The following is a 16,565-nucleotide window of genomic DNA, read 5'->3' on the forward strand; positions in this document are numbered from 1 at the left end:
TCTCCTGCTTTAACTAGATTTCATAGTCGAGCGGAACCGGCTGGCCGTAGGAGCCCGAGTGGTAGAGCAGTGGGGTGTCGTCGTCGCCGACTAGTCCGTCGACAACCTCCACCACCACGATCGCGTTGTTTTCGAAGGACAGGCGCATCTGGATCTTGCCGATCAGCCAGCCGGCAACGTTCTTGAGGATGGGGACATCGAAGGGCCCCGGCTCCCAGTGATCGCCTTCAAACCGTTCCTGGGTGCGGGCGAAGCGGTCTGCGAGAGCCTGGTTCTCGAGGCCGAGCATGTGCAGGCCGATATATGTCGAATTCGCCACCGCGGGCCAGGAACTGGAACTGCGGGACATGTTGAACGTGAACCGTGGTGGTTCGGCCGACAGCGAAGCGACGGACGTCGCTGTGAAACCGAAAGGCTTGCCGTTGAGGTCGGCAGTGATGATGGCCACCCCGGCGGCATGCCGGCGGAACATTTGCTTGAATGTTGCTTCAAAAGCCGAATTGTCCGAAGCCACTTTGCCCGATCTCCTGAGTGAGCTATTTGTAATAACGCTGGTGGATTCAGCGTATTCCGCCGTTCGCCGGGACGCTTGCTTGTTGAGCGTCCAGAAACGTTTGTTAATGTTTGTGTCATGACCAAGCCAACATCGAACCTTCTCGACTCCGCTCCAACGACGGACACGGACGCGGACACGGGCAAGCGGGACGGCAAATGGTGGCTCTGGCTCGCCGTGCCCGTCGCCTCGGGCGTTGGCCTGGGCCTCGCCTGGTGGCTGTTGGCCCCGGGTGGCCTCAACGTGATCTCCGGAAATCCTGCCCTTGCCGATCCCACTGCCTCTGCGGGGCGGCTCCCGAGGGACTTGGTCCTGGCCGGGCTGCTGCTGCTTTCCGGCTGCTTCACGGCGGTCCTGCTCGACAGCAAGGTCCGGAAGCCGGGGCACGGCATCCGCACCTTCCTGGCAGTCCTGGGTGGTGCGGCGGGGGCCTTGGTGGCCTGGCAAGTGGGTCTGCTGGCCGCACAATGGTGGGGTCCTGCCACAAGCGGAAGTGATGGCTTCTCTTTGCGGTCCGCCACAGCACTCTTGCTGTGGCCGGGGGCGACTTCCCTCGTGACATTCCTCCTGATTCTTTTCGGTTTGATGGGAAAGCAGCCGGAGGCACAGCCGCTCGCCCCGTAAAATGATCTGGTGACCATTTCTCCGGAGAATCCTGCCGACACCGCCGCCCAGTCCCTGGACTTCCGCCGCATCGACTTGCGCGGACGGTCCCTGACCTTGGCGGAACTGCGGGCCGTGGTGCCCCGGGCCAAGCATCAGACCATGGCGGACGCCGAGCAAAAAGTCCTGGACATCATTGCCGCTGTCCGCTCCCGCGGCTTCGAAGCGCTTGGTGAGTTCGCGTTGGCGTTCGACGGCGTGGAACAGTCCCACCCGCGCGTGCCCGCCGCCGCCCTTGCCGAAGCCCTTGAAAACCTGGACCCGTCCGTCCGGGAGGCCCTCGAGGAATCCATCCGCCGTGCCCGGCGCTTTGCTGACGGCCAGCGGCCCGCGAACGTCGATGTGGAACTGGGGGACGGCGCCGTCGTCAGCCAGAACTGGGTACCGGTGGGCCGCGTCGGACTGTATGTTCCCGGCGGCCTGGCAGTCTACCCGTCCTCGGTGATCATGAACGTTGTTCCGGCACTGGCCGCGGGGGTGGCATCGATCGCGCTGGCTTCTCCGCCCCAGAAAGACTTCGGGGGCTTGCCCCACCCCACCATCCTGGCCGCGGCCGCTTTGCTCGGCATTGACGAGGTGTACGCCATCGGAGGCGCCCAGGCGATTGTTTCGTTTGCCTACGGCATCCCAGGAGATGTCGATGATCAGCCCATCGAGCCCGTGGATGTTGTGACCGGTCCCGGAAACATCTTCGTGGCAACCGCCAAGCGGCTTGTGAAAGGCGTCGTGGGGATCGACTCGGAGGCCGGCACTACCGAGATCGCCATCTTGGCGGATGCTTCGGCCCGTCCGGAGCTTGTGGCCGCGGACCTCATCAGCCAGGCCGAGCACGACCCCAAGGCGGCGTCTGTCCTGATCACCGATTCCGAGGAACTCGCCTCCGCTGTGCAGCGGGAACTCGCGGTGCAGGCGGGAACCACGAAGCATGGCGAACGGGTCACCACGGCACTGTCGGGCCCCCAGTCGGGCGTGGTGCTGGTGGACGATCTCGAGCAGGGCATTGCGGTCTGCGATGCGTACGCGGCCGAGCATTTGGAAATCATGACGGCGGACGCGGCCGCGGTCGCCGCGAGGATCCGCAACGCCGGCGCGGTATTCGTGGGGGACTACAGCCCGGTCAGCCTCGGAGACTATTGTGCAGGATCCAACCATGTCTTGCCCACGAGCGGCACTGCAGCCTTCTCGTCCGGCCTGAACGTGACAACATTCCTGCGTGCCGTTCAGGTGATCAACTACAACAAGGCTGCCCTCGAACAGGTCAGCAGGCACATCGTGAGCCTCGCCGATGCCGAGGACCTTCCCGGCCACGGCGACGCTGTCAAGATTCGTTTCGCGGGGGCCTAAACCACTACATGTATGGGTAACAACTACTACATATAGTAATTACAGTCTTGTCATTAGGCCTTATGTAGCCGTAAACTGGTGCCGGAAGTCAAACTTCCGGCACCTTTTGCGTTCCCGGCTGACGCCGCGGGCGGGGGGCCGGAACCGAACCGGGGAGGCCCAGCGTGTATTGTCCGTTCTGCCGAAACCCCGACTCACGCGTTGTGGACAGTCGAATGGCCGACGACGGCTCAGCCATCCGCCGTCGGCGCCAGTGCCCCGAGTGCGGACGCCGTTTCACCACGGTGGAGACCACCAGCCTTTCCGTCATCAAACGTTCAGGCGTGGGAGAACCCTTCAGCCGGATCAAGATCATCAACGGCGTTCGCAAGGCCTGCCAAGGCCGTCCCGTGACCGAGGACGACCTTGCGATGCTGGCCCAGGAAGTCGAGGAGAACATCCGCTCGTCAGGTGCGGCGGAAATCGACGCCCACGAGGTCGGCCTGGCCATCCTTGGACCACTCCAGAAACTGGACGAGGTCGCCTACTTGCGTTTTGCCAGCGTTTACCAGGCCTTCGAATCGCTTGAGGACTTCGAATCGGCCATCTCCCTGCTCCGCCACGAAGCCGAAACGGCAGCGGCCGAGAACGCAGCAAAGGGCGCCAAGGGCAAGAGCTCCGAGAAGAGCCCTATCTAGCTCCGGTGGTGGCAGCGGAGGGGAAGCCGAGGCCACCACCGGCACCACTTCTACCGTCCGCCGGAGACCGGGAGCACGGCTCCCGTGATGTAACCGGCGTCGTCGGATATCAACCACAACACGGCAGCGGCCACCTCATCGGGTTCCGCGCCCCTGCCCATGGGGATCCCCGGGTTGAGCCGTTCCACGCGGTCGGGCATCCCCGCAGCAGCGTGCAATCCGGTGTTGGTGCTCCCGGGAGCCACGCAATTCACCCTGATCCCGTGCCGTGCCACCTCGGACGCGAGGCCCACTGTCAGGACATCAACAGCGCCTTTGCTCGCGGCGTAGTGCGCCCACGTGCCCGGCGAACCGGCTTTGGTCGCAGTCGAGGAAACGTTGACAATGGAGCCGCCAGGCCCGCCATTGGCGGTGGAAAGGCGTCGAACGGCTTCCTGGCAGACAAAGATCAATCCGTTGACGTTGACGTCCATGACGCGACGGATCGTTTCACTCGGCACGTCAATGAGATTGCCGATGAGGTTGCCCGTGATTCCGGCGTTGTTGACCACCGTGGTGACCCTGCCTACGGCGGACGCGGAATCAAAGAGCGACATAACCTGCGAGGGGTCGCTGACATCGGCCTGTACGCTGCAGGCCGTTCCGCCTTTGGCCTGGATTTCCGCGACAACGCTCCGTGCGCCGTCGGCGTCCGCTGAGTAGTTGACGACGACGGCGTACCCCGCGGCGGCAGCCCTGAGGGCTATGGCCGCGCCGATGCCCCGGCTCGCGCCGGTGACAATCGCGACGTCGGGCACGCCGTCGTCCATCCGGAAGGCTGCCCTGCTACTTGGCGAGCTTGTGGTGGAGGGCCACGTCCAGTGCGGCCCCCACGATTCCGGCGTCGTTCTTCAGTTCCGCCGTGACGATGCGGGTCCGCAGATCCAAGTGCGGGAAGTACTCGTCCGAGCGCTTCGAAATGCCGCCACCGATGATGAAGAGCTCGGGGGAGAACAGGAACTCGACATGGGAGAGATAGCGCTGCAGCAGCACGCTGTACTCTTCCCAGCTCAAGCCGTCGCGTTCACGCGCGACGGCGGATGCCTTCGTTTCGGCGTCGTGGCCGTCCACTTCGAGGTGGCCGAGTTCGGCGTTGGGCACGAGGTGTCCGTTGAAGATGAAGGCCGAGCCAATGCCCGTGCCGAGCGTAATGACCAGGACTGTGCCGTCGACGCCTTCGCCTGCGCCGTAGCGGGCTTCAGCGAGGCCGGCCGCGTCGGCGTCGTTGATGACCTCGACGGGGCGGTCCAGGCGCTTGGTGAGCAGCGAATCAATGTCGGTGTCGAGCCAGGACTTGTCCACGTTGGCGGCAGAGCGGACCACGCCGTGCTGGATGATTCCGGGGAAGGTGACTCCCACGGGCGAACCCTTGGCCGGGGCGTCCTCGCGGGCCGACAACTCTTCGACGATCTGTGCGATCACTTCGGCGACGGCTTCGGGAGTGGCGGGCTGCGGCGTGGGAATGCGGAGACGGTCCCCGAGCAGCTTGCCCTTCTTGAGATCGACGATGCCGCCCTTGATGCCGGTGCCACCGACGTCGATGCCGATCAGCGGGCCGTTCTTGTGGATCTTCTCATCCTTCTTGGTCAATGCGTTTCCGTTCATGGCAGGAGGGGTGGGCATGTCGCAGCACGAACGGCTGCAGGTGACCTTCCGGAGAGCTTAAGGAAGAGTCAGGACTTCGGCGCCGGTCTCGGTGACCAGCAGGGTGTGTTCGAATTGCGCGGTCCGTTTGTGGTCGCGGGTGACTACTGTCCAATCATCGGGCCACATGTCCCACTCGATGGTTCCGAGGGTGAGCATGGGTTCAATCGTGAAGACCATGCCGGCTTCGATCGTGGTGTTGTAGGCCGGCGCGGCGTCGTAGTGGGGGATGATCAGGCCCGTGTGGAAGGCCTCGCCGACTCCGTGGCCGGTGAAGTCGCGGACAACGCCGTAGCCGAAACGTTTCGCGTAGGACTGGATGGCCCGGCCGATCACATTGATTTCGCGGCCCGGCGCGACGGCCTTGATGGCCCGGTTCAGCGACTCCTGGGTACGTTCAACCAGCAGCCGGGACTCTTCGTCGACGTCTCCCACCAGGAAGGTGCAGTTCGTGTCGCCGTGGACGCCGTTGATGTAGGCCGTGATGTCGATATTCAGGATGTCGCCGTCCTGGACGACGGTGCTGTCCGGAATGCCGTGGCAGATGACCTCGTTGAGCGAGGAACACAGGGACTTGGGGAAGCCTCGGTAGCCAAGCGTCGACGGGTAGGCGTGGTGGTCCAGAAGGAACTCGTGGCCGATCCGGTCCAACTGGTCGGTGGTGACGCCCGGCTCGATGTGCTTGCCGACCTCGACGATCGCCTGGGCACCAATTTTGCTGGCGATGCGGATCTTCTCGATGGTTTCCGCCGACTTGACCTCTGAACCGGTGAACTTCGCGGGTCCTGGCTTGCCGACATACTCCGGGCGTGGGATGGACGCCGGTACGGGCAGCTGCGGGCTGACGGTTCCACGGGTGAGCGTGCCGATGGGTGCGGTCAGAGCGGGAGAAGGCATAGATTGATCATATAAGGGACGCACGAGACGCAAGTAACTAAGTAGCTAAATATCGGCCCGCGCGAAGGGCGACCGTCCCCGCCGAGCTTACGGCGGGATTCGAAAAGGAGAAACCGTGGCGGAGTTCTGGTACAACGTTCAGACACACCAAATCGAAGAGGACGCGTTGTCCGACTGGTCCCAGCTGATCGGTCCTTACAAGACGCGTGAAGAAGCCGAGCACGCCCTCGAAAAGGTCAAAGCCCGCAACGAAGCGTGGGACAAGGACGACGAGGACTGAAGCTGTGTCCTCCTAGAATGAGTGCTCCGGGCCCGGGAACTGGCCGGACCTGACGTCGTCGGCGTACGCCTTCGCTGCGTCACTCAGGGTGGTGCGCAGATCCGCATATTGCTTGACGAACTTGGCCATCTTGCCGCCGCGCAGTCCGGCCATGTCCTGCCACACGAGGACCTGTCCCGTGGTTGCGTTGCCTGCACCGATTCCGATCGTGGGCACGTCGATAGCGGCGTCGACGGCGGCTGCGGTTTCCGCTGGAACCATCTCCATGAGCACACAGAACGCCCCGGCATTTGCGAGGGCAACGGCGTCTTCGACCAAGCGCGCAGCGTCATCGCCCCGGCCCTGGACGCGGTAGCCGCCCAGCGAGTGTTCGCTCTGGGGGGTGAATCCGATGTGCGCCATGACGGGAATGCCTGCCTGGACCATGGCGCGCACAGTTCCCGCATAGAACGCGCCGCCTTCGATCTTGACGGCGTGTGCCAGGCCTTCCTTCAGGAAGCGGACACCTGTTGCCACGGCCTGCTGCGGCGACACTTCGTAGCTGCCGAAGGGGAGATCTGCCACTACCAAGGCACGTTTGGCGGATCGGGCCACCGCGCGGCACAAGGGGAGGAGCTCGTCGACGGTCACAGGGAGGCTGGTTTCGTTCGCGAAGACGTTGTTGGAGGCCGAATCGCCGATCAGCAGGACCTCGATGCCGGCCTGGTCGAAAATCTCAGCCGTGTATTGCTCGTAGGCAGTCAGCATTGCAAAGCGCTCACCCTTTGCCTTGGCTTGTTGAAGGTGATGGGTGCGGATCCTCGCGGCGGGCTTCGGCGTTGAAGCGTCCGCTGAAGCCCCGGAACCTGCGGTGGCAGGTCCGGTTCCGTAAGGCGCAGGAACTTCGGCGGGCATGCTGGAATCGGAACTGTTGCTTGGGGCCATGAATAGAGCGTATGCGGTACCGGGCGTCCTAGCCACCGGCGCATGAGGAGCCTCACATTTGTAAACGCTGTGTTACGCGAACCGGGGGTGCAGCCATTCCGGGCCAATGCTTAGTAGAGTGAATGCTGAGTTGTCGTTGGCTTCGAACCCCGAATCCGCGGCATGGACGTTGACCCGGAAATGAGGCCCCATGGACCGCCAGCAAGAGTTCGTTCTGCGAACTATCGAAGAGCGTGATGTGCGCTTCGTACGCTTGTGGTTTACCGACGTCGTCGGTTCGCTGAAATCGGTGGCACTTGCACCGGCGGAAGTGGAAGGCGCCTTCGAGGAAGGCCTGGGTTTCGACGGTTCGGCCATCGAGGGCCTCGCCCGGGTGTTCGAGTCCGACATGCTGGCCCAGCCCGACCCGTCCACGTTCCAGATCCTTCCGTGGCGCGGTGAAACGGAGCAGACCTCCAGGATGTTCTGCGACATCCTGACCCCCGACGGCGAGCCGTCGGCTGCCGACCCCCGGAACGTGCTCAAGCGCACCCTCGCCAAGGCCGCGGACATGGGCTTCACGTGCTACACGCATCCTGAGATCGAGTTCTACCTCCTCAAGTCCCAGGACCTTGACGCCAACGGCGTTCCTGTTCCCGTTGACGAGGGCGGCTACTTCGACCACGTGCCCGGCGGCGTGGCACAGGACTTCCGTCGCACGGCAGTCACCATGCTGGAATCCGTGGGCATCTCCGTGGAGTTCAGCCACCACGAGGGCGGACCCGGCCAGAACGAGATCGATCTCCGCTACGCGGACGCCCTCCAGACGGCGGACAACATCATGACCTTCCGCACGGTCATCAAGGAAGTGGCCCTCCAGCAGGGCACTTACGCCACCTTCATGCCCAAGCCGTTCACCGACCACCCGGGTTCAGGCATGCACACCCACTTCTCGCTGTTCGAGGGTGACACGAATGCCTTCTACGAAGCCGGCGCCGAATTCCAGTTGTCCAAGACCGCACGCCAATTCATTGCCGGTATCCTCCGCCACGCGCCGGAATTCACTGCGGTCACCAACCAGTTCGTCAATTCGTACAAGCGTCTCTGGGGCGGCGGCGAAGCGCCGAGCTACCTGAGCTGGGGGCACAACAACCGTTCGGCCCTGGTTCGCGTGCCGCTCTACAAACCGGGCAAGGGCCAGTCCGCACGGATCGAATACCGCGGCATTGACTCCGCCACCAACCCGTACCTCGCCTACGCAGTGTTGCTCGGTGCCGGGCTCAAGGGCATCGAGGAAGGCTACGACCTTCCGGCCGCCGCGGAAGACGACGTTTGGTCGCTGACTTCGGCCGAGCGCAAGGCGATGGGCCATACTCCGCTGCCGGCCAGCCTCCACGATGCCATCCGCGCCATGGAGGATTCGGAACTCGTAGCGGACATCCTCGGCGAACAGGTCTTTGACCACTTCCTGCGCAACAAGCGTGCGGAATGGCAGGACTACCGGCTCCAGGTCACGCCTTACGAGCTCAAGCGCAATCTCGGCATTCTCTAGGCTGTGAGTGTGAGCCTGGCCCGCCGGCTCATCTCTGCCGGTTTCAGCGATCTTGAAAAAGGTGAACGGTTCCTTGCCGCGCGTGAACTCGACGGCATCGACCAGGACACGATCTTTGCTGGTCTGCACCTGAGCGCGAACCCGGACACCGCGCTCCAGTCGCTCGTGCGCTTGATCGAGAAGCATCCCTCACTCAGGCAGCTCGCGGGGGAGCACCCGGATCGCAGTGAGCCGCTTTACCGCTTGCTGGGCGCATCCGAGGCCTTGGGAGAGTTCCTGATCAGGCATCCGGAACATCTGGACGTCTTCGATGTCCGCGTCAGCCCGGAACCCTTGTCCGCCGATGCCGGTGAGCTGCGGACGAAGCTGCTCCGATCAGTGAAGGCGGACCCCAACTCGCCCAGGCCCGTTGCCGCGATGACGGGAGCCAGCGCCTACACTGCACTCCGGACGGCTTACCGGCGCGGGCTCACCGAATTGGCCATCAAGGACCTCTGCGCCGCCAGTCCCCAGGACTTCATGCCGGCCGTCGGTGCCGAACTGGCCGACCTCGCCGGCGCGGCGATAGAGGCGGCCCTGGCCGTTGCCAGGGCAGAAGCCGCGGCGACTTTCGATCCCGCCGATATTGCCGGCGTCGGGCTCGCCGTCATCGGCATGGGCAAGTGCGGTGCCCGTGAGCTCAACTACATTTCCGACGTCGACGTCATCTACGTGATCGAGGCGCCGGACCTGGAGGACGCCGAGGCCGCGACCATCGGCACGGCCTTGGCCGCCGGGATCTCCCGCGCTATTTCGTCCACGGGATCCGAACCCGGGTTGTGGGAGGTCGACGCGAACCTGCGGCCCGAAGGGAAATCCGGTCCCCTCGTCAGGACGTTGCCCTCGCACTTGAGCTACTACGCGAAGTGGGCTGAAAGCTGGGAGTTCCAGGCACTCCTCAAGGCGCGGACCATCGCAGGGGACAGGGATCTGGGCTCGCGTTACGAGCAGGCCGTCCAGCCGCTCGTGTGGGCTTCGGCCGGCCGGGAAGGTTTCGTGGAATCCGTGCAGGCGATGCGCCGCAGGGTGACGAATAACATTGCTCCGGCGGAAGAACAGCGCCAGATCAAACTGGGTCCCGGCGGCCTGCGCGATGTCGAGTTCACGGTGCAGCTCCTGCAACTCGTCCACGGAAAGTCCGATGAAACGCTCCGTTGCCGGGATACGACGTCGGCGATATCGGCGCTGTCCGCGGGGGGCTACATCGGCCGGGTGGATGCCGCTGCCTTCGACGCCGCTTACCGCTACCTGCGGGTTCTTGAGCACCGCATCCAGTTGTTCCAGATGCGCCGTACCCACCTCATGCCCACGAGCCAGGAGTCTTTGCGGTTCCTCGCGAAGGCCGTCCTGGGGCCCTTTTCCACGGGGAGGCCGCATCCGGACGCCCTGATCGAAACCTGGCAGAAGACCAAGCGGTCCGTTCGAGAACTGCACGATCGGATCTTCTACCGGCCGCTGCTCAACACGGCCGCGAAGTTGAGCACCGAAGACGCCCGGCTCACTCCGGAAGCCGCCCAGGGCCGGCTTGCGGCGCTCGGCTACCGCGACCCGCAGGGCGCCATGCGCCACATCGAGGCCCTCACGGCCGGGGTCAGCCGGCGCGCCGCACTGCAGCGGCAACTGCTCCCCATCCTTCTCGGCTGGCTCGCCGAAGGTGTGGACCCCGACGCCGGACTGCTCGCCTTCCGTCGTGTCAGCGAAGCCCTCGGAACCACCCATTGGTATCTCGGAATGCTCCGGGACTCCCAAGCGGCAGCCGAGCGGCTTTGCCACGTGCTTTCCAACTCACGGCTCATCGCCGATCTCCTGGAGGTTTCCCCGGAATCCGTTGCGTGGCTAGGTGCCGACAAGGAGCTCATGCCGCTTAGCTTCGAAGCCCAGTGGCAGGAAATCCAATCCAAGATGTCGCGCCACGCCGATCCCGAGAATGCAATGCGGCTCATCCGGCTCATCAGGCGCCGGGAAATCCTCCGGATCGCCATCGCGGACAGTTCCGGCCTCTTGGAACAGGACGCAGTGGGCACGGCATTGGCCGATGCCGACCGGGCCGCAGTCCTGGGCGCCTTGCACGTCGCCGAGTCCATCGTGGCTTCCGAGGGACCCCCCAAGACCCAGGTGCTGGTTGTCGCCATGGGTAGGCAAGGCGGACGCGAGATCGGCTACGGCTCGGACGCCGACGTCATGTACGTCCACCGCGCGCTCCCTGGCGCGAGTGAATCCGACGCCCAGCAACAAGCCCTTGCCATTGTGGGGCACATTTCCACCCTGCTTACCCAACCCCTCAAACCGGCCATCCTGGCGGAGCGGGTCCTCACCGTTGATGCCGATCTTCGCCCCGAGGGAAAGAACGGGGCCATGGTCCGTTCCCTCGAGTCGTACGCGGAGTATTACCGACGGTGGTCCCTCATCTGGGAAGCCCAGGCGCTGTTGCGCGCACAACCGATGGCCGGCAACGACGAATTGGCCGCGGAATTCCTCTGGCTCATCAACCCGATCCGCTACCCGGAATCGCTCGCCGAGACCGATGTGCGGGAGATCCGGCGCGTCAAGGCGCGGGTTGAGTCGGAACGGCTCCCGAGAGGCGCCGATCCAGCCAGGCACCTTAAGCTCGGACGGGGTGGACTCAGCGACGTCGAATGGCTTGTGCAGCTGCTGCAGCTCCAACACGCAGGGAAGCATCCACAACTGCGGACCACTTCCACGCTCAAGGCCCTCGACGCGATCGAGTCGTTGGGACTGATCGACAAGGGTGACATCGTGTTGCTTCGCGAAGCCTGGCGGCTCGCGAGCCGTATCCGCTCGGCGAATGTGATCTGCACGGGGCGTGCCTCCGATCTCCTCCCGGCGTCTCGGAGGGATTTGGAAGCCGTTGCCAGATGGTGTGGTTACGCTCCGGGGCAAGCCGCGGTATTCGAAGAAGACTATTTGCGCCTGAGCCGGCGGACCCGGGCCGTGTTTGAGAAGGACTTCTACGGGCAGTGAGCCGCCGCTCGAGCCGACCCGCGGAGTGCGGGGACGGCTAAGCTCGAAGGATGCTGGAAACCGTGTGGCTCATTCCCTTGAAGGATGTCGACGACGATGCCCGCGCCGTAACGCTCGGCGACGTCGCCGTCATGGAATTGGCCGCGGGGCAGGAAGACTTCGTCGGGGACCCGTTCAAGATGATGCTCATGGGCCTGGAAGACGAAAGCCGCTTGCCGTACGTGATCGAGGCGGCAGGTGCCGCCGTCGGAGTATTTACCTTGCAGTCTGGTGCCGCAACCTTGGCAGGATGGCCCGACGACGATTCCGCCTGGCTCCTGCGTGGGTTTTTGATCGACCATAAGCACCAGGGGAGAGGCCTGGGCGCCCTGTCTGCTGCGGCGGCTGCCCGGGAAGCGCAGAAGCTGACAGCGAGGCTGGGTGGCGGCCAGGCCGGCGTCGTGCTCTCAGTTAACGAACACAATCCCGCCGCCAAGGCTGCGTACGCAAACGCGGGTTTTGTCGAGACAGGCAGGTACTTGGGTGGTTCCGCCGGTCCGCAATGGACGATGTACCGGGGTTTCGGCGACTAGGCGGTACCTAGGACTCGACGAGAGTCACGATTGTTTCCGGGCGCACGCCATCGAATTTCATCGCTTCGGCGGCAGCTTCGGACTCCAACATGCGCTGGAACGTTTCCATGTCCGGGACCTCGACAATCAGTCCGACCCGGTTGGTTTTTCCCGGATCGACGAACGTTCGAACTGTGAAGCCCTGGGGTCCGAAGAGTTCTTCCCGTTTCGGTGAGCTAAGCCAGTGCTCAACGTCGTCGACCTCATGGAAGATCATCAAGGTTGTCATCGTATGCCTCCGCTTTCAGAAGTTGCGCCAGGAGCCGGAAGGGATGAGGACTCTCTCAAGCATCCTGATCACGCTGAACGTACCACGGCGTCCACCGCGGCGACAGGGTCGTCGTGACTGATGGTTGGAACTGAGCCTAGATGCGCGGTCCGGTCGGCAATGCGGAATTGGGACGCTCGCTCACCTATGTGGGTGTTTGGCCGGACGCTCGCTCGCTTGTGTGGGTGTTTGGCCGGACGCTCGCTCACCTATGCCGTCCATCTGGTCAACGCTACTGCAGATATGACCTCAAGGTGGACGCGTCCCTTGATTTATGTGAGCGAGCGTCCCGGGAAGAGCCGTTATTTGTGAGCGAGCGTCCCGTGACGGGCCGTCATAAGTGGGTCAGGCGCTTGCCGATGGGGTCAACGAAGCGGTGCCGCGGGCCAGTGCGAGGCTGGCGCGTCGTGGCTGGATTAGAATAATAAGCATGCTTACAGTAAGGTTGCTGAGGTTTGCACAGCGATAAAGGCAATCATCAGAATGTTTACGACTGAAACTGGAGCTACATCATGAATGTCATCCTCGGAATCGTCGCGGTCATCGCGATCCTTTTCTTTATCATTGGCGGCACCGTAAAGGCCCTCGGATTCCTTCTCTGGATCGCCCCGATACTGATCGTCCTGGCGATTATCGTCTTCCTCTTCAGGTTGATTAGCGGGCGCCGGCGGGTGTAGGAAAAATTGGGGGTCCGGCCCCGGCGATCCGGGGCCTTTACAAAAGGACGGCTGTGTCTTGACAGGCACGGCCGTTCTTTTTTGTGGGGGACTCATGGCGGGGATTTCCACCACGGATTTAAAACGGAGAAGGGGTCACGGGCGATTGCCCGTGACCCCTTCCCATGCTTCTTGCGGTGTTACTTAGACGCCGTAGTAGAGCTCGAACTCGTACGGGTTCGGGCGCAGCGACAGCGGACGGATCTCGTACTCGTACTTGTATTCGATCCAGGTGTCGATCAGGTCCTGGGTGAAGACGCCACCGGCCTGCAGGAACTCGTTGTCCTCGCGGAGGGCCTCAAGGGCTTCCTCAAGGGAACCCGGAGCCTTGGGGATGTCCTTGGCTTCCTCGGCGGGCAGTTCGTACAGGTCCTTGTCGATCGGAGCCGGGGGCTCGATGCGGTTGCGGATACCGTCGATGCCGGCCATGAGCTGGGCAGCGAAGGCCAGGTACGGGTTGGAGGCGGGGTCCGGAGCGCGGAACTCGATGCGCTTGGCCTTCGGGTTGGAGCCCGTGATCGGGATACGGATACCGGCCGAGCGGTTGCCCTGCGAGTAAACCATGTTGACCGGAGCTTCGAAGCCCTTGACGAGGCGGCGGTAGGAGTTCACCGTCGGGTTGGTGAACGCGAGAACGGCCGAGGAGTGCTTCAGCAGGCCGCCGATGTACCAGCGGGCGGTGTCGGACAAGCCGGCGTAGCCCTTTTCGTCGTAGAAGAGCGGCTCGCTGCCGTTCCACAGGGACTGGTGGCAGTGCATGCCCGAGCCGTTGTCACCGAAGATCGGCTTCGGCATGAACGTGACGGACTTGCCGTACTCCCACGCGGTGTTCTTGATGACGTACTTGAACTTCTGCAGGTCGTCGGCAGCGTGCACGAGCGTCGTGAACTTGTAGTTGATCTCAGCCTGGCCGGCGGCACCGACTTCGTGGTGCGAGCGCTCGACTTCGAGGCCTGCTTCGTCCAGCGCGAGGCACATGGCGTCACGAAGGTCAGCCTGGTGGTCAACCGGGGCAACCGGGAAGTATCCGCCCTTGAAGGGGGTCTTGTAACCGAGGTTTCCGCCTTCTTCTTCGCGGCTCGTGTTCCAAGGGGCTTCAATCGAGTCGACCTTGTAGAAGGAACCCTGGGGGGAGGATTCGAACTGAACATTGTCAAAGACATAGAACTCAGCTTCGGGAGCAAAGAATGCCGTGTCCGCGATGCCGGTGGAAGCCAAGTAGGCTTCTGCCTTTTCGGCCACGCCGCGCGGGTCGCGGTGGTAGGGGTCGCCAGTGCGCGGGTTCACGATGGAGAAGTTCAGCGCGAGGGTCTTCTCGACGCGGAAGGCGTCGATGAAAGCCGTGGTGACATCCGGGATGAGCTGCATGTCGGACTCGGCGATGCCCTGGAAACCGCGGATGGAAGATCCGTCAAAGAGCTGACCGTTGACAAAGAAGTCAGCGTCGACGCTCTTGGCCGGCACGTTGAAGTGCTGCTGGACGCCCGGAAGATCGGTGAAGCGGATATCGACGAATTTTACGTCTTCGTCTTTGATGAACTTGAGGACTTCGTCCGCAGTCTTGAACATCTATGCTCCTATCGCATAACAGGTAACAGGCCAACAGGGCCGTCTGATCCAGCGCAAACCGAAGGCAGGGAAACAAAAAAGTATCCCTGCATCGGCGGCTAGCAACTTCTCCAACCATAGGGAAAGGGGATTTCCCCGGGGTGTCAGTATTGTTTCGAGCAGGTTACAGAACTGCCTGCCGTGTAAACGCTACTGGTCTACTGCAGTGCCAGTCTATGTCTTTCTTCGGTGTGTCTGTTTCCCTGTGAACACAGCGAACATCCCACCGGCGCCGCCTCCCGCCGTCGGGCGTGCGATGGTGAAGCCGTAAGCTTGAAGTGTGGTTGATCGTAAAGATATTGGTTCATGGCTCACAGGGCCGGACACGTCCGGAATTTCCAAGTACCCGGGAGCACGGCTCGGCCTTCCCGAGTCCGGCCCCGGTTCCATGGCGCGGGCCGGCCGTCGCATCCTGGCAATCTGCATCGACTGGGTCATTGCCCTGGTGATCAGCAACTTTGCCTTCGGCGGCAACCAGTGGGCAACACTTGCCGTCTTCGCGGTTGAACAGATCCTTCTCATCGGGACGCTGGGCTACAGCATCGGACACCGGGTTGCCGGCATCCACGTGGTACGGCTCGGCGGAACACGGGCGGGCCCATTGGCCGCTGTGGTCAGGACGATCCTCCTGTGCCTGGTGATCCCCGCGGTTGTTTTCGATCCCGACCAGCGTGGCCTCCACGACAGGGCAATGAACACGATCCTCATCCGGATGTAACTTTCCGCAGACAAAAAAGCCGCCCGTTCCCGGATATCCAGGAACGGGCGGCTTGTCGTTTTAGCTAGCGTCCGCGTGCTGCCTTGCGGTCAGGGCGTGCCTTGTACGGGTCGATGCCCTTGGGGATCGGCAGGCGGTTGCCGAGCGAAGAGATTCGCTTGCTGACGGCGCCGACCTCAACCTTGGTGAGCTCGTTCTTGTATTTGTTCATGGTCTTTGCTATTTGGCTGATAGGCACTTGGCCTTCGCCACGACCGCTTTCGATCACGTGAATAGTGACGTTCGGCAGGATACGGGCGAGCTTCTTGCGCTCGGCGTCGACCAAGGGCTTGACGCGGTGCGAAGGTCCTTCGCTGACCAGTACGACGCCGGGACGGCCGATGGCGCGGAAGACAGCGTCCTGGGTGCGCGGGTTGACTGCGACCGGCTGGTCCTCCGTGATCCAGCCGCGGCGCAGGGTTCCCAAGGCCGCACCGGAGGCTCCGGGCTGGTTCTCGATCTGGGCGAAGGCCGCCCGTTCCGCGCGGCGCGAGAGGATGAAGACAGCTGCCAGCAGGCCCAAGGGGATGCCGATGATCAGGCCCGTGACCCAGTTGTTCAGGAGGAGCCCGACGATGAGGCTGACAGCAACGACGCCGAGGAACGCCAGCAGCATGAGCCACACGACGATGGGGTCGTTACGGCGGGTCATCTTGAAGACCTCGCCGATCTGCTTCAGCTGGCTCGGCTTCTTGGCCTTGGCTTCCTTGGGCTTGCGGGAAAACAAGCCGCGCTTGGGAGCGTCGGCAGCCGATGTTGTCGAGTTGCTGGAATCAGGGGATTTCGCCATAGTGCCTTAATTCTACGTGATTTATGCCAAAGGACCGGACGCCGGATTTGTCCGGGGTCCGGTCCTTTGGCCGTGCTTTAGCCGACGTGCTATGCGTGGTGTGCGAGGAGGGTGCGGGCTTCCTGGCGGGTGGTGCCGGAGTCCTGGATGCCTTCGGCGATGTGGGCCAGGTGCGTGGGGATTTCGCGGCCTTTTTTGCGCATCGCGGTGGCCCAGAGTCGTCCGGCGCGGTAGGAGGAGCG

Annotated in this window: 17 protein-coding genes and 1 pseudogene; 9 read left to right on the forward strand and 9 right to left on the reverse strand. The window is 63.1% G+C overall.

Annotated features, from left to right (window positions below):
- Positions 1 to 13: 13 nt before the first annotated feature.
- A complete protein-coding gene (locus tag AC1DJW_RS22225; RefSeq protein WP_390282185.1) occupies positions 14 to 472 on the reverse strand; it encodes a flavin reductase family protein in 459 nt (152 codons plus the stop codon).
- 159 nt (positions 473 to 631) lie between these two features.
- On the opposite strand from AC1DJW_RS22225, the gene AC1DJW_RS22230 reads away from it, so the two are divergent.
- The 3 genes from AC1DJW_RS22230 (at position 632) to nrdR (ending at position 3,237) form a co-directional block, all read left to right on the forward strand.
- A complete protein-coding gene (locus tag AC1DJW_RS22230) occupies positions 632 to 1,177 on the forward strand; it encodes a hypothetical protein (protein WP_284751778.1) in 546 nt (181 codons plus the stop codon).
- Positions 1,178 to 1,186: 9 nt separating this feature from the next.
- Positions 1,187 to 2,560, forward strand: coding sequence for a histidinol dehydrogenase (gene hisD, locus AC1DJW_RS22235; RefSeq protein WP_284751779.1), 1,374 nt, complete (start codon positions 1,187 to 1,189; stop codon positions 2,558 to 2,560).
- Positions 2,561 to 2,724: 164 nt separating this feature from the next.
- On the forward strand, positions 2,725 to 3,237 hold the full coding sequence (gene nrdR / locus AC1DJW_RS22240; protein WP_284751780.1) for a transcriptional regulator NrdR: 513 nt from the start codon (positions 2,725 to 2,727) through the stop codon (positions 3,235 to 3,237).
- Positions 3,238 to 3,287: 50 nt separating this feature from the next.
- Here nrdR and AC1DJW_RS22245 read toward each other — a convergent pair whose 3' ends face one another.
- The 3 genes from AC1DJW_RS22245 to map all read right to left on the reverse strand — a co-directional run bounded on the left by AC1DJW_RS22245 (position 3,288) and on the right by map (position 5,817).
- On the reverse strand, positions 3,288 to 4,046 hold the full coding sequence (locus AC1DJW_RS22245) for an SDR family oxidoreductase (protein ID WP_476902529.1): 759 nt from the start codon (positions 4,044 to 4,046) through the stop codon (positions 3,288 to 3,290).
- Positions 4,047 to 4,062: 16 nt separating this feature from the next.
- Entirely contained in the window at positions 4,063 to 4,866 is an 804-nt protein-coding gene (ppgK, locus tag AC1DJW_RS22250; RefSeq protein ID WP_284991624.1) for a polyphosphate--glucose phosphotransferase, read from the reverse strand.
- A gap of 72 nt (positions 4,867 to 4,938) precedes the next feature.
- Entirely contained in the window at positions 4,939 to 5,817 is an 879-nt protein-coding gene (gene map / locus AC1DJW_RS22255) for a type I methionyl aminopeptidase (protein WP_476902530.1), read from the reverse strand.
- A gap of 115 nt (positions 5,818 to 5,932) precedes the next feature.
- Here map and AC1DJW_RS22260 point away from each other — a divergent pair, with 115 nt between their 5' ends.
- On the forward strand, positions 5,933 to 6,097 hold the full coding sequence (locus AC1DJW_RS22260) for an SPOR domain-containing protein (protein WP_234753867.1): 165 nt from the start codon (positions 5,933 to 5,935) through the stop codon (positions 6,095 to 6,097).
- 12 nt (positions 6,098 to 6,109) lie between these two features.
- On the opposite strand, the gene panB is transcribed toward AC1DJW_RS22260, so the two are convergent.
- Positions 6,110 to 7,021, reverse strand: coding sequence for a 3-methyl-2-oxobutanoate hydroxymethyltransferase (gene panB, locus AC1DJW_RS22265; RefSeq protein ID WP_476902531.1), 912 nt, complete (start codon positions 7,019 to 7,021; stop codon positions 6,110 to 6,112).
- Between the two features lie 190 nt (positions 7,022 to 7,211).
- Here panB and AC1DJW_RS22270 point away from each other — a divergent pair, with 190 nt between their 5' ends.
- Genes AC1DJW_RS22270 through AC1DJW_RS22280 form a run of 3 tightly spaced genes read left to right on the forward strand, consistent with a single transcriptional unit; the run spans position 7,212 to position 12,145 of the window.
- Positions 7,212 to 8,552, forward strand: a complete 1,341-nt coding sequence (locus AC1DJW_RS22270; protein ID WP_284751784.1) for a glutamine synthetase family protein — start codon at positions 7,212 to 7,214, stop codon at positions 8,550 to 8,552.
- Positions 8,553 to 8,561: 9 nt separating this feature from the next.
- Positions 8,562 to 11,573: a bifunctional [glutamine synthetase] adenylyltransferase/[glutamine synthetase]-adenylyl-L-tyrosine phosphorylase gene (locus AC1DJW_RS22275; protein ID WP_390282133.1), complete on the forward strand. Its 3,012-nt coding sequence runs from the start codon at positions 8,562 to 8,564 to the stop codon at positions 11,571 to 11,573.
- 50 nt (positions 11,574 to 11,623) lie between these two features.
- Positions 11,624 to 12,145 (forward strand): GNAT family N-acetyltransferase, encoded by a 522-nt coding sequence (locus AC1DJW_RS22280; protein ID WP_476902532.1) that lies wholly within the window; start codon positions 11,624 to 11,626, stop codon positions 12,143 to 12,145.
- Between the two features lie 7 nt (positions 12,146 to 12,152).
- On the opposite strand, the gene AC1DJW_RS22285 is transcribed toward AC1DJW_RS22280, so the two are convergent.
- The gene (locus tag AC1DJW_RS22285) at positions 12,153 to 12,413 is read right to left on the reverse strand and encodes a hypothetical protein (protein ID WP_284751787.1); all 261 of its coding nucleotides are present in this window, start codon (positions 12,411 to 12,413) and stop codon (positions 12,153 to 12,155) included.
- Positions 12,414 to 12,964: 551 nt separating this feature from the next.
- Between AC1DJW_RS22285 and AC1DJW_RS22290 the strand changes: the two genes are divergently transcribed.
- On the forward strand, positions 12,965 to 13,129 hold the full coding sequence (locus AC1DJW_RS22290; protein ID WP_148667595.1) for a DUF2207 domain-containing protein: 165 nt from the start codon (positions 12,965 to 12,967) through the stop codon (positions 13,127 to 13,129).
- 183 nt (positions 13,130 to 13,312) lie between these two features.
- On the opposite strand, the gene glnA is transcribed toward AC1DJW_RS22290, so the two are convergent.
- Complete coding sequence (glnA, locus tag AC1DJW_RS22295; RefSeq protein ID WP_284751788.1) at positions 13,313 to 14,737, reverse strand: type I glutamate--ammonia ligase; 1,425 nt, start codon at positions 14,735 to 14,737, stop codon at positions 13,313 to 13,315.
- 319 nt (positions 14,738 to 15,056) lie between these two features.
- Here glnA and AC1DJW_RS22300 point away from each other — a divergent pair, with 319 nt between their 5' ends.
- On the forward strand, positions 15,057 to 15,494 hold the full coding sequence (locus AC1DJW_RS22300; RefSeq protein ID WP_284751789.1) for an RDD family protein: 438 nt from the start codon (positions 15,057 to 15,059) through the stop codon (positions 15,492 to 15,494).
- Positions 15,495 to 15,558: 64 nt separating this feature from the next.
- Here the strand turns inward: AC1DJW_RS22300 and AC1DJW_RS22305 are convergent, their stop codons facing one another.
- Both AC1DJW_RS22305 and AC1DJW_RS22310 read right to left on the reverse strand, forming a co-directional pair.
- The gene (locus tag AC1DJW_RS22305) at positions 15,559 to 16,323 is read right to left on the reverse strand and encodes a DUF4191 domain-containing protein (RefSeq protein ID WP_284751790.1); all 765 of its coding nucleotides are present in this window, start codon (positions 16,321 to 16,323) and stop codon (positions 15,559 to 15,561) included.
- Positions 16,324 to 16,412: 89 nt separating this feature from the next.
- A pseudogene (locus AC1DJW_RS22310) lies at positions 16,413 to 16,565 on the reverse strand (lipoyl synthase); the annotation flags it as partial.

The sequence above is a fragment of the Arthrobacter sp. 05L417 genome (genome assembly GCF_056397865.1).

Bases quoted from the DNA above. Each gene is read 5' to 3' on its own strand.
- AC1DJW_RS22225 (WP_390282185.1), bottom strand. From the start codon at position 472: ATGTTCCGCCGGCATGCCGCCGGGGTGGCCATCATCACTGCCGACCTC.
- AC1DJW_RS22230 (WP_284751778.1), top strand. From the start codon at position 632: ATGACCAAGCCAACATCGAACCTTCTCGACTCCGCTCCAACGACGGAC.
- AC1DJW_RS22245 (WP_476902529.1), bottom strand. From the start codon at position 4,046: ATGGACGACGGCGTGCCCGACGTCGCGATTGTCACCGGCGCGAGCCGG.
- map (WP_476902530.1), bottom strand. From the start codon at position 5,817: ATGCCTTCTCCCGCTCTGACCGCACCCATCGGCACGCTCACCCGTGGA.
- panB (WP_476902531.1), bottom strand. From the start codon at position 7,021: ATGGCCCCAAGCAACAGTTCCGATTCCAGCATGCCCGCCGAAGTTCCT.
- AC1DJW_RS22270 (WP_284751784.1), top strand. From the start codon at position 7,212: ATGGACCGCCAGCAAGAGTTCGTTCTGCGAACTATCGAAGAGCGTGAT.
- AC1DJW_RS22280 (WP_476902532.1), top strand. From the start codon at position 11,624: ATGCTGGAAACCGTGTGGCTCATTCCCTTGAAGGATGTCGACGACGAT.
- AC1DJW_RS22285 (WP_284751787.1), bottom strand. From the start codon at position 12,413: ATGACAACCTTGATGATCTTCCATGAGGTCGACGACGTTGAGCACTGG.
- AC1DJW_RS22290 (WP_148667595.1), top strand. From the start codon at position 12,965: ATGAATGTCATCCTCGGAATCGTCGCGGTCATCGCGATCCTTTTCTTT.
- glnA (WP_284751788.1), bottom strand. From the start codon at position 14,737: ATGTTCAAGACTGCGGACGAAGTCCTCAAGTTCATCAAAGACGAAGAC.
- AC1DJW_RS22305 (WP_284751790.1), bottom strand. From the start codon at position 16,323: ATGGCGAAATCCCCTGATTCCAGCAACTCGACAACATCGGCTGCCGAC.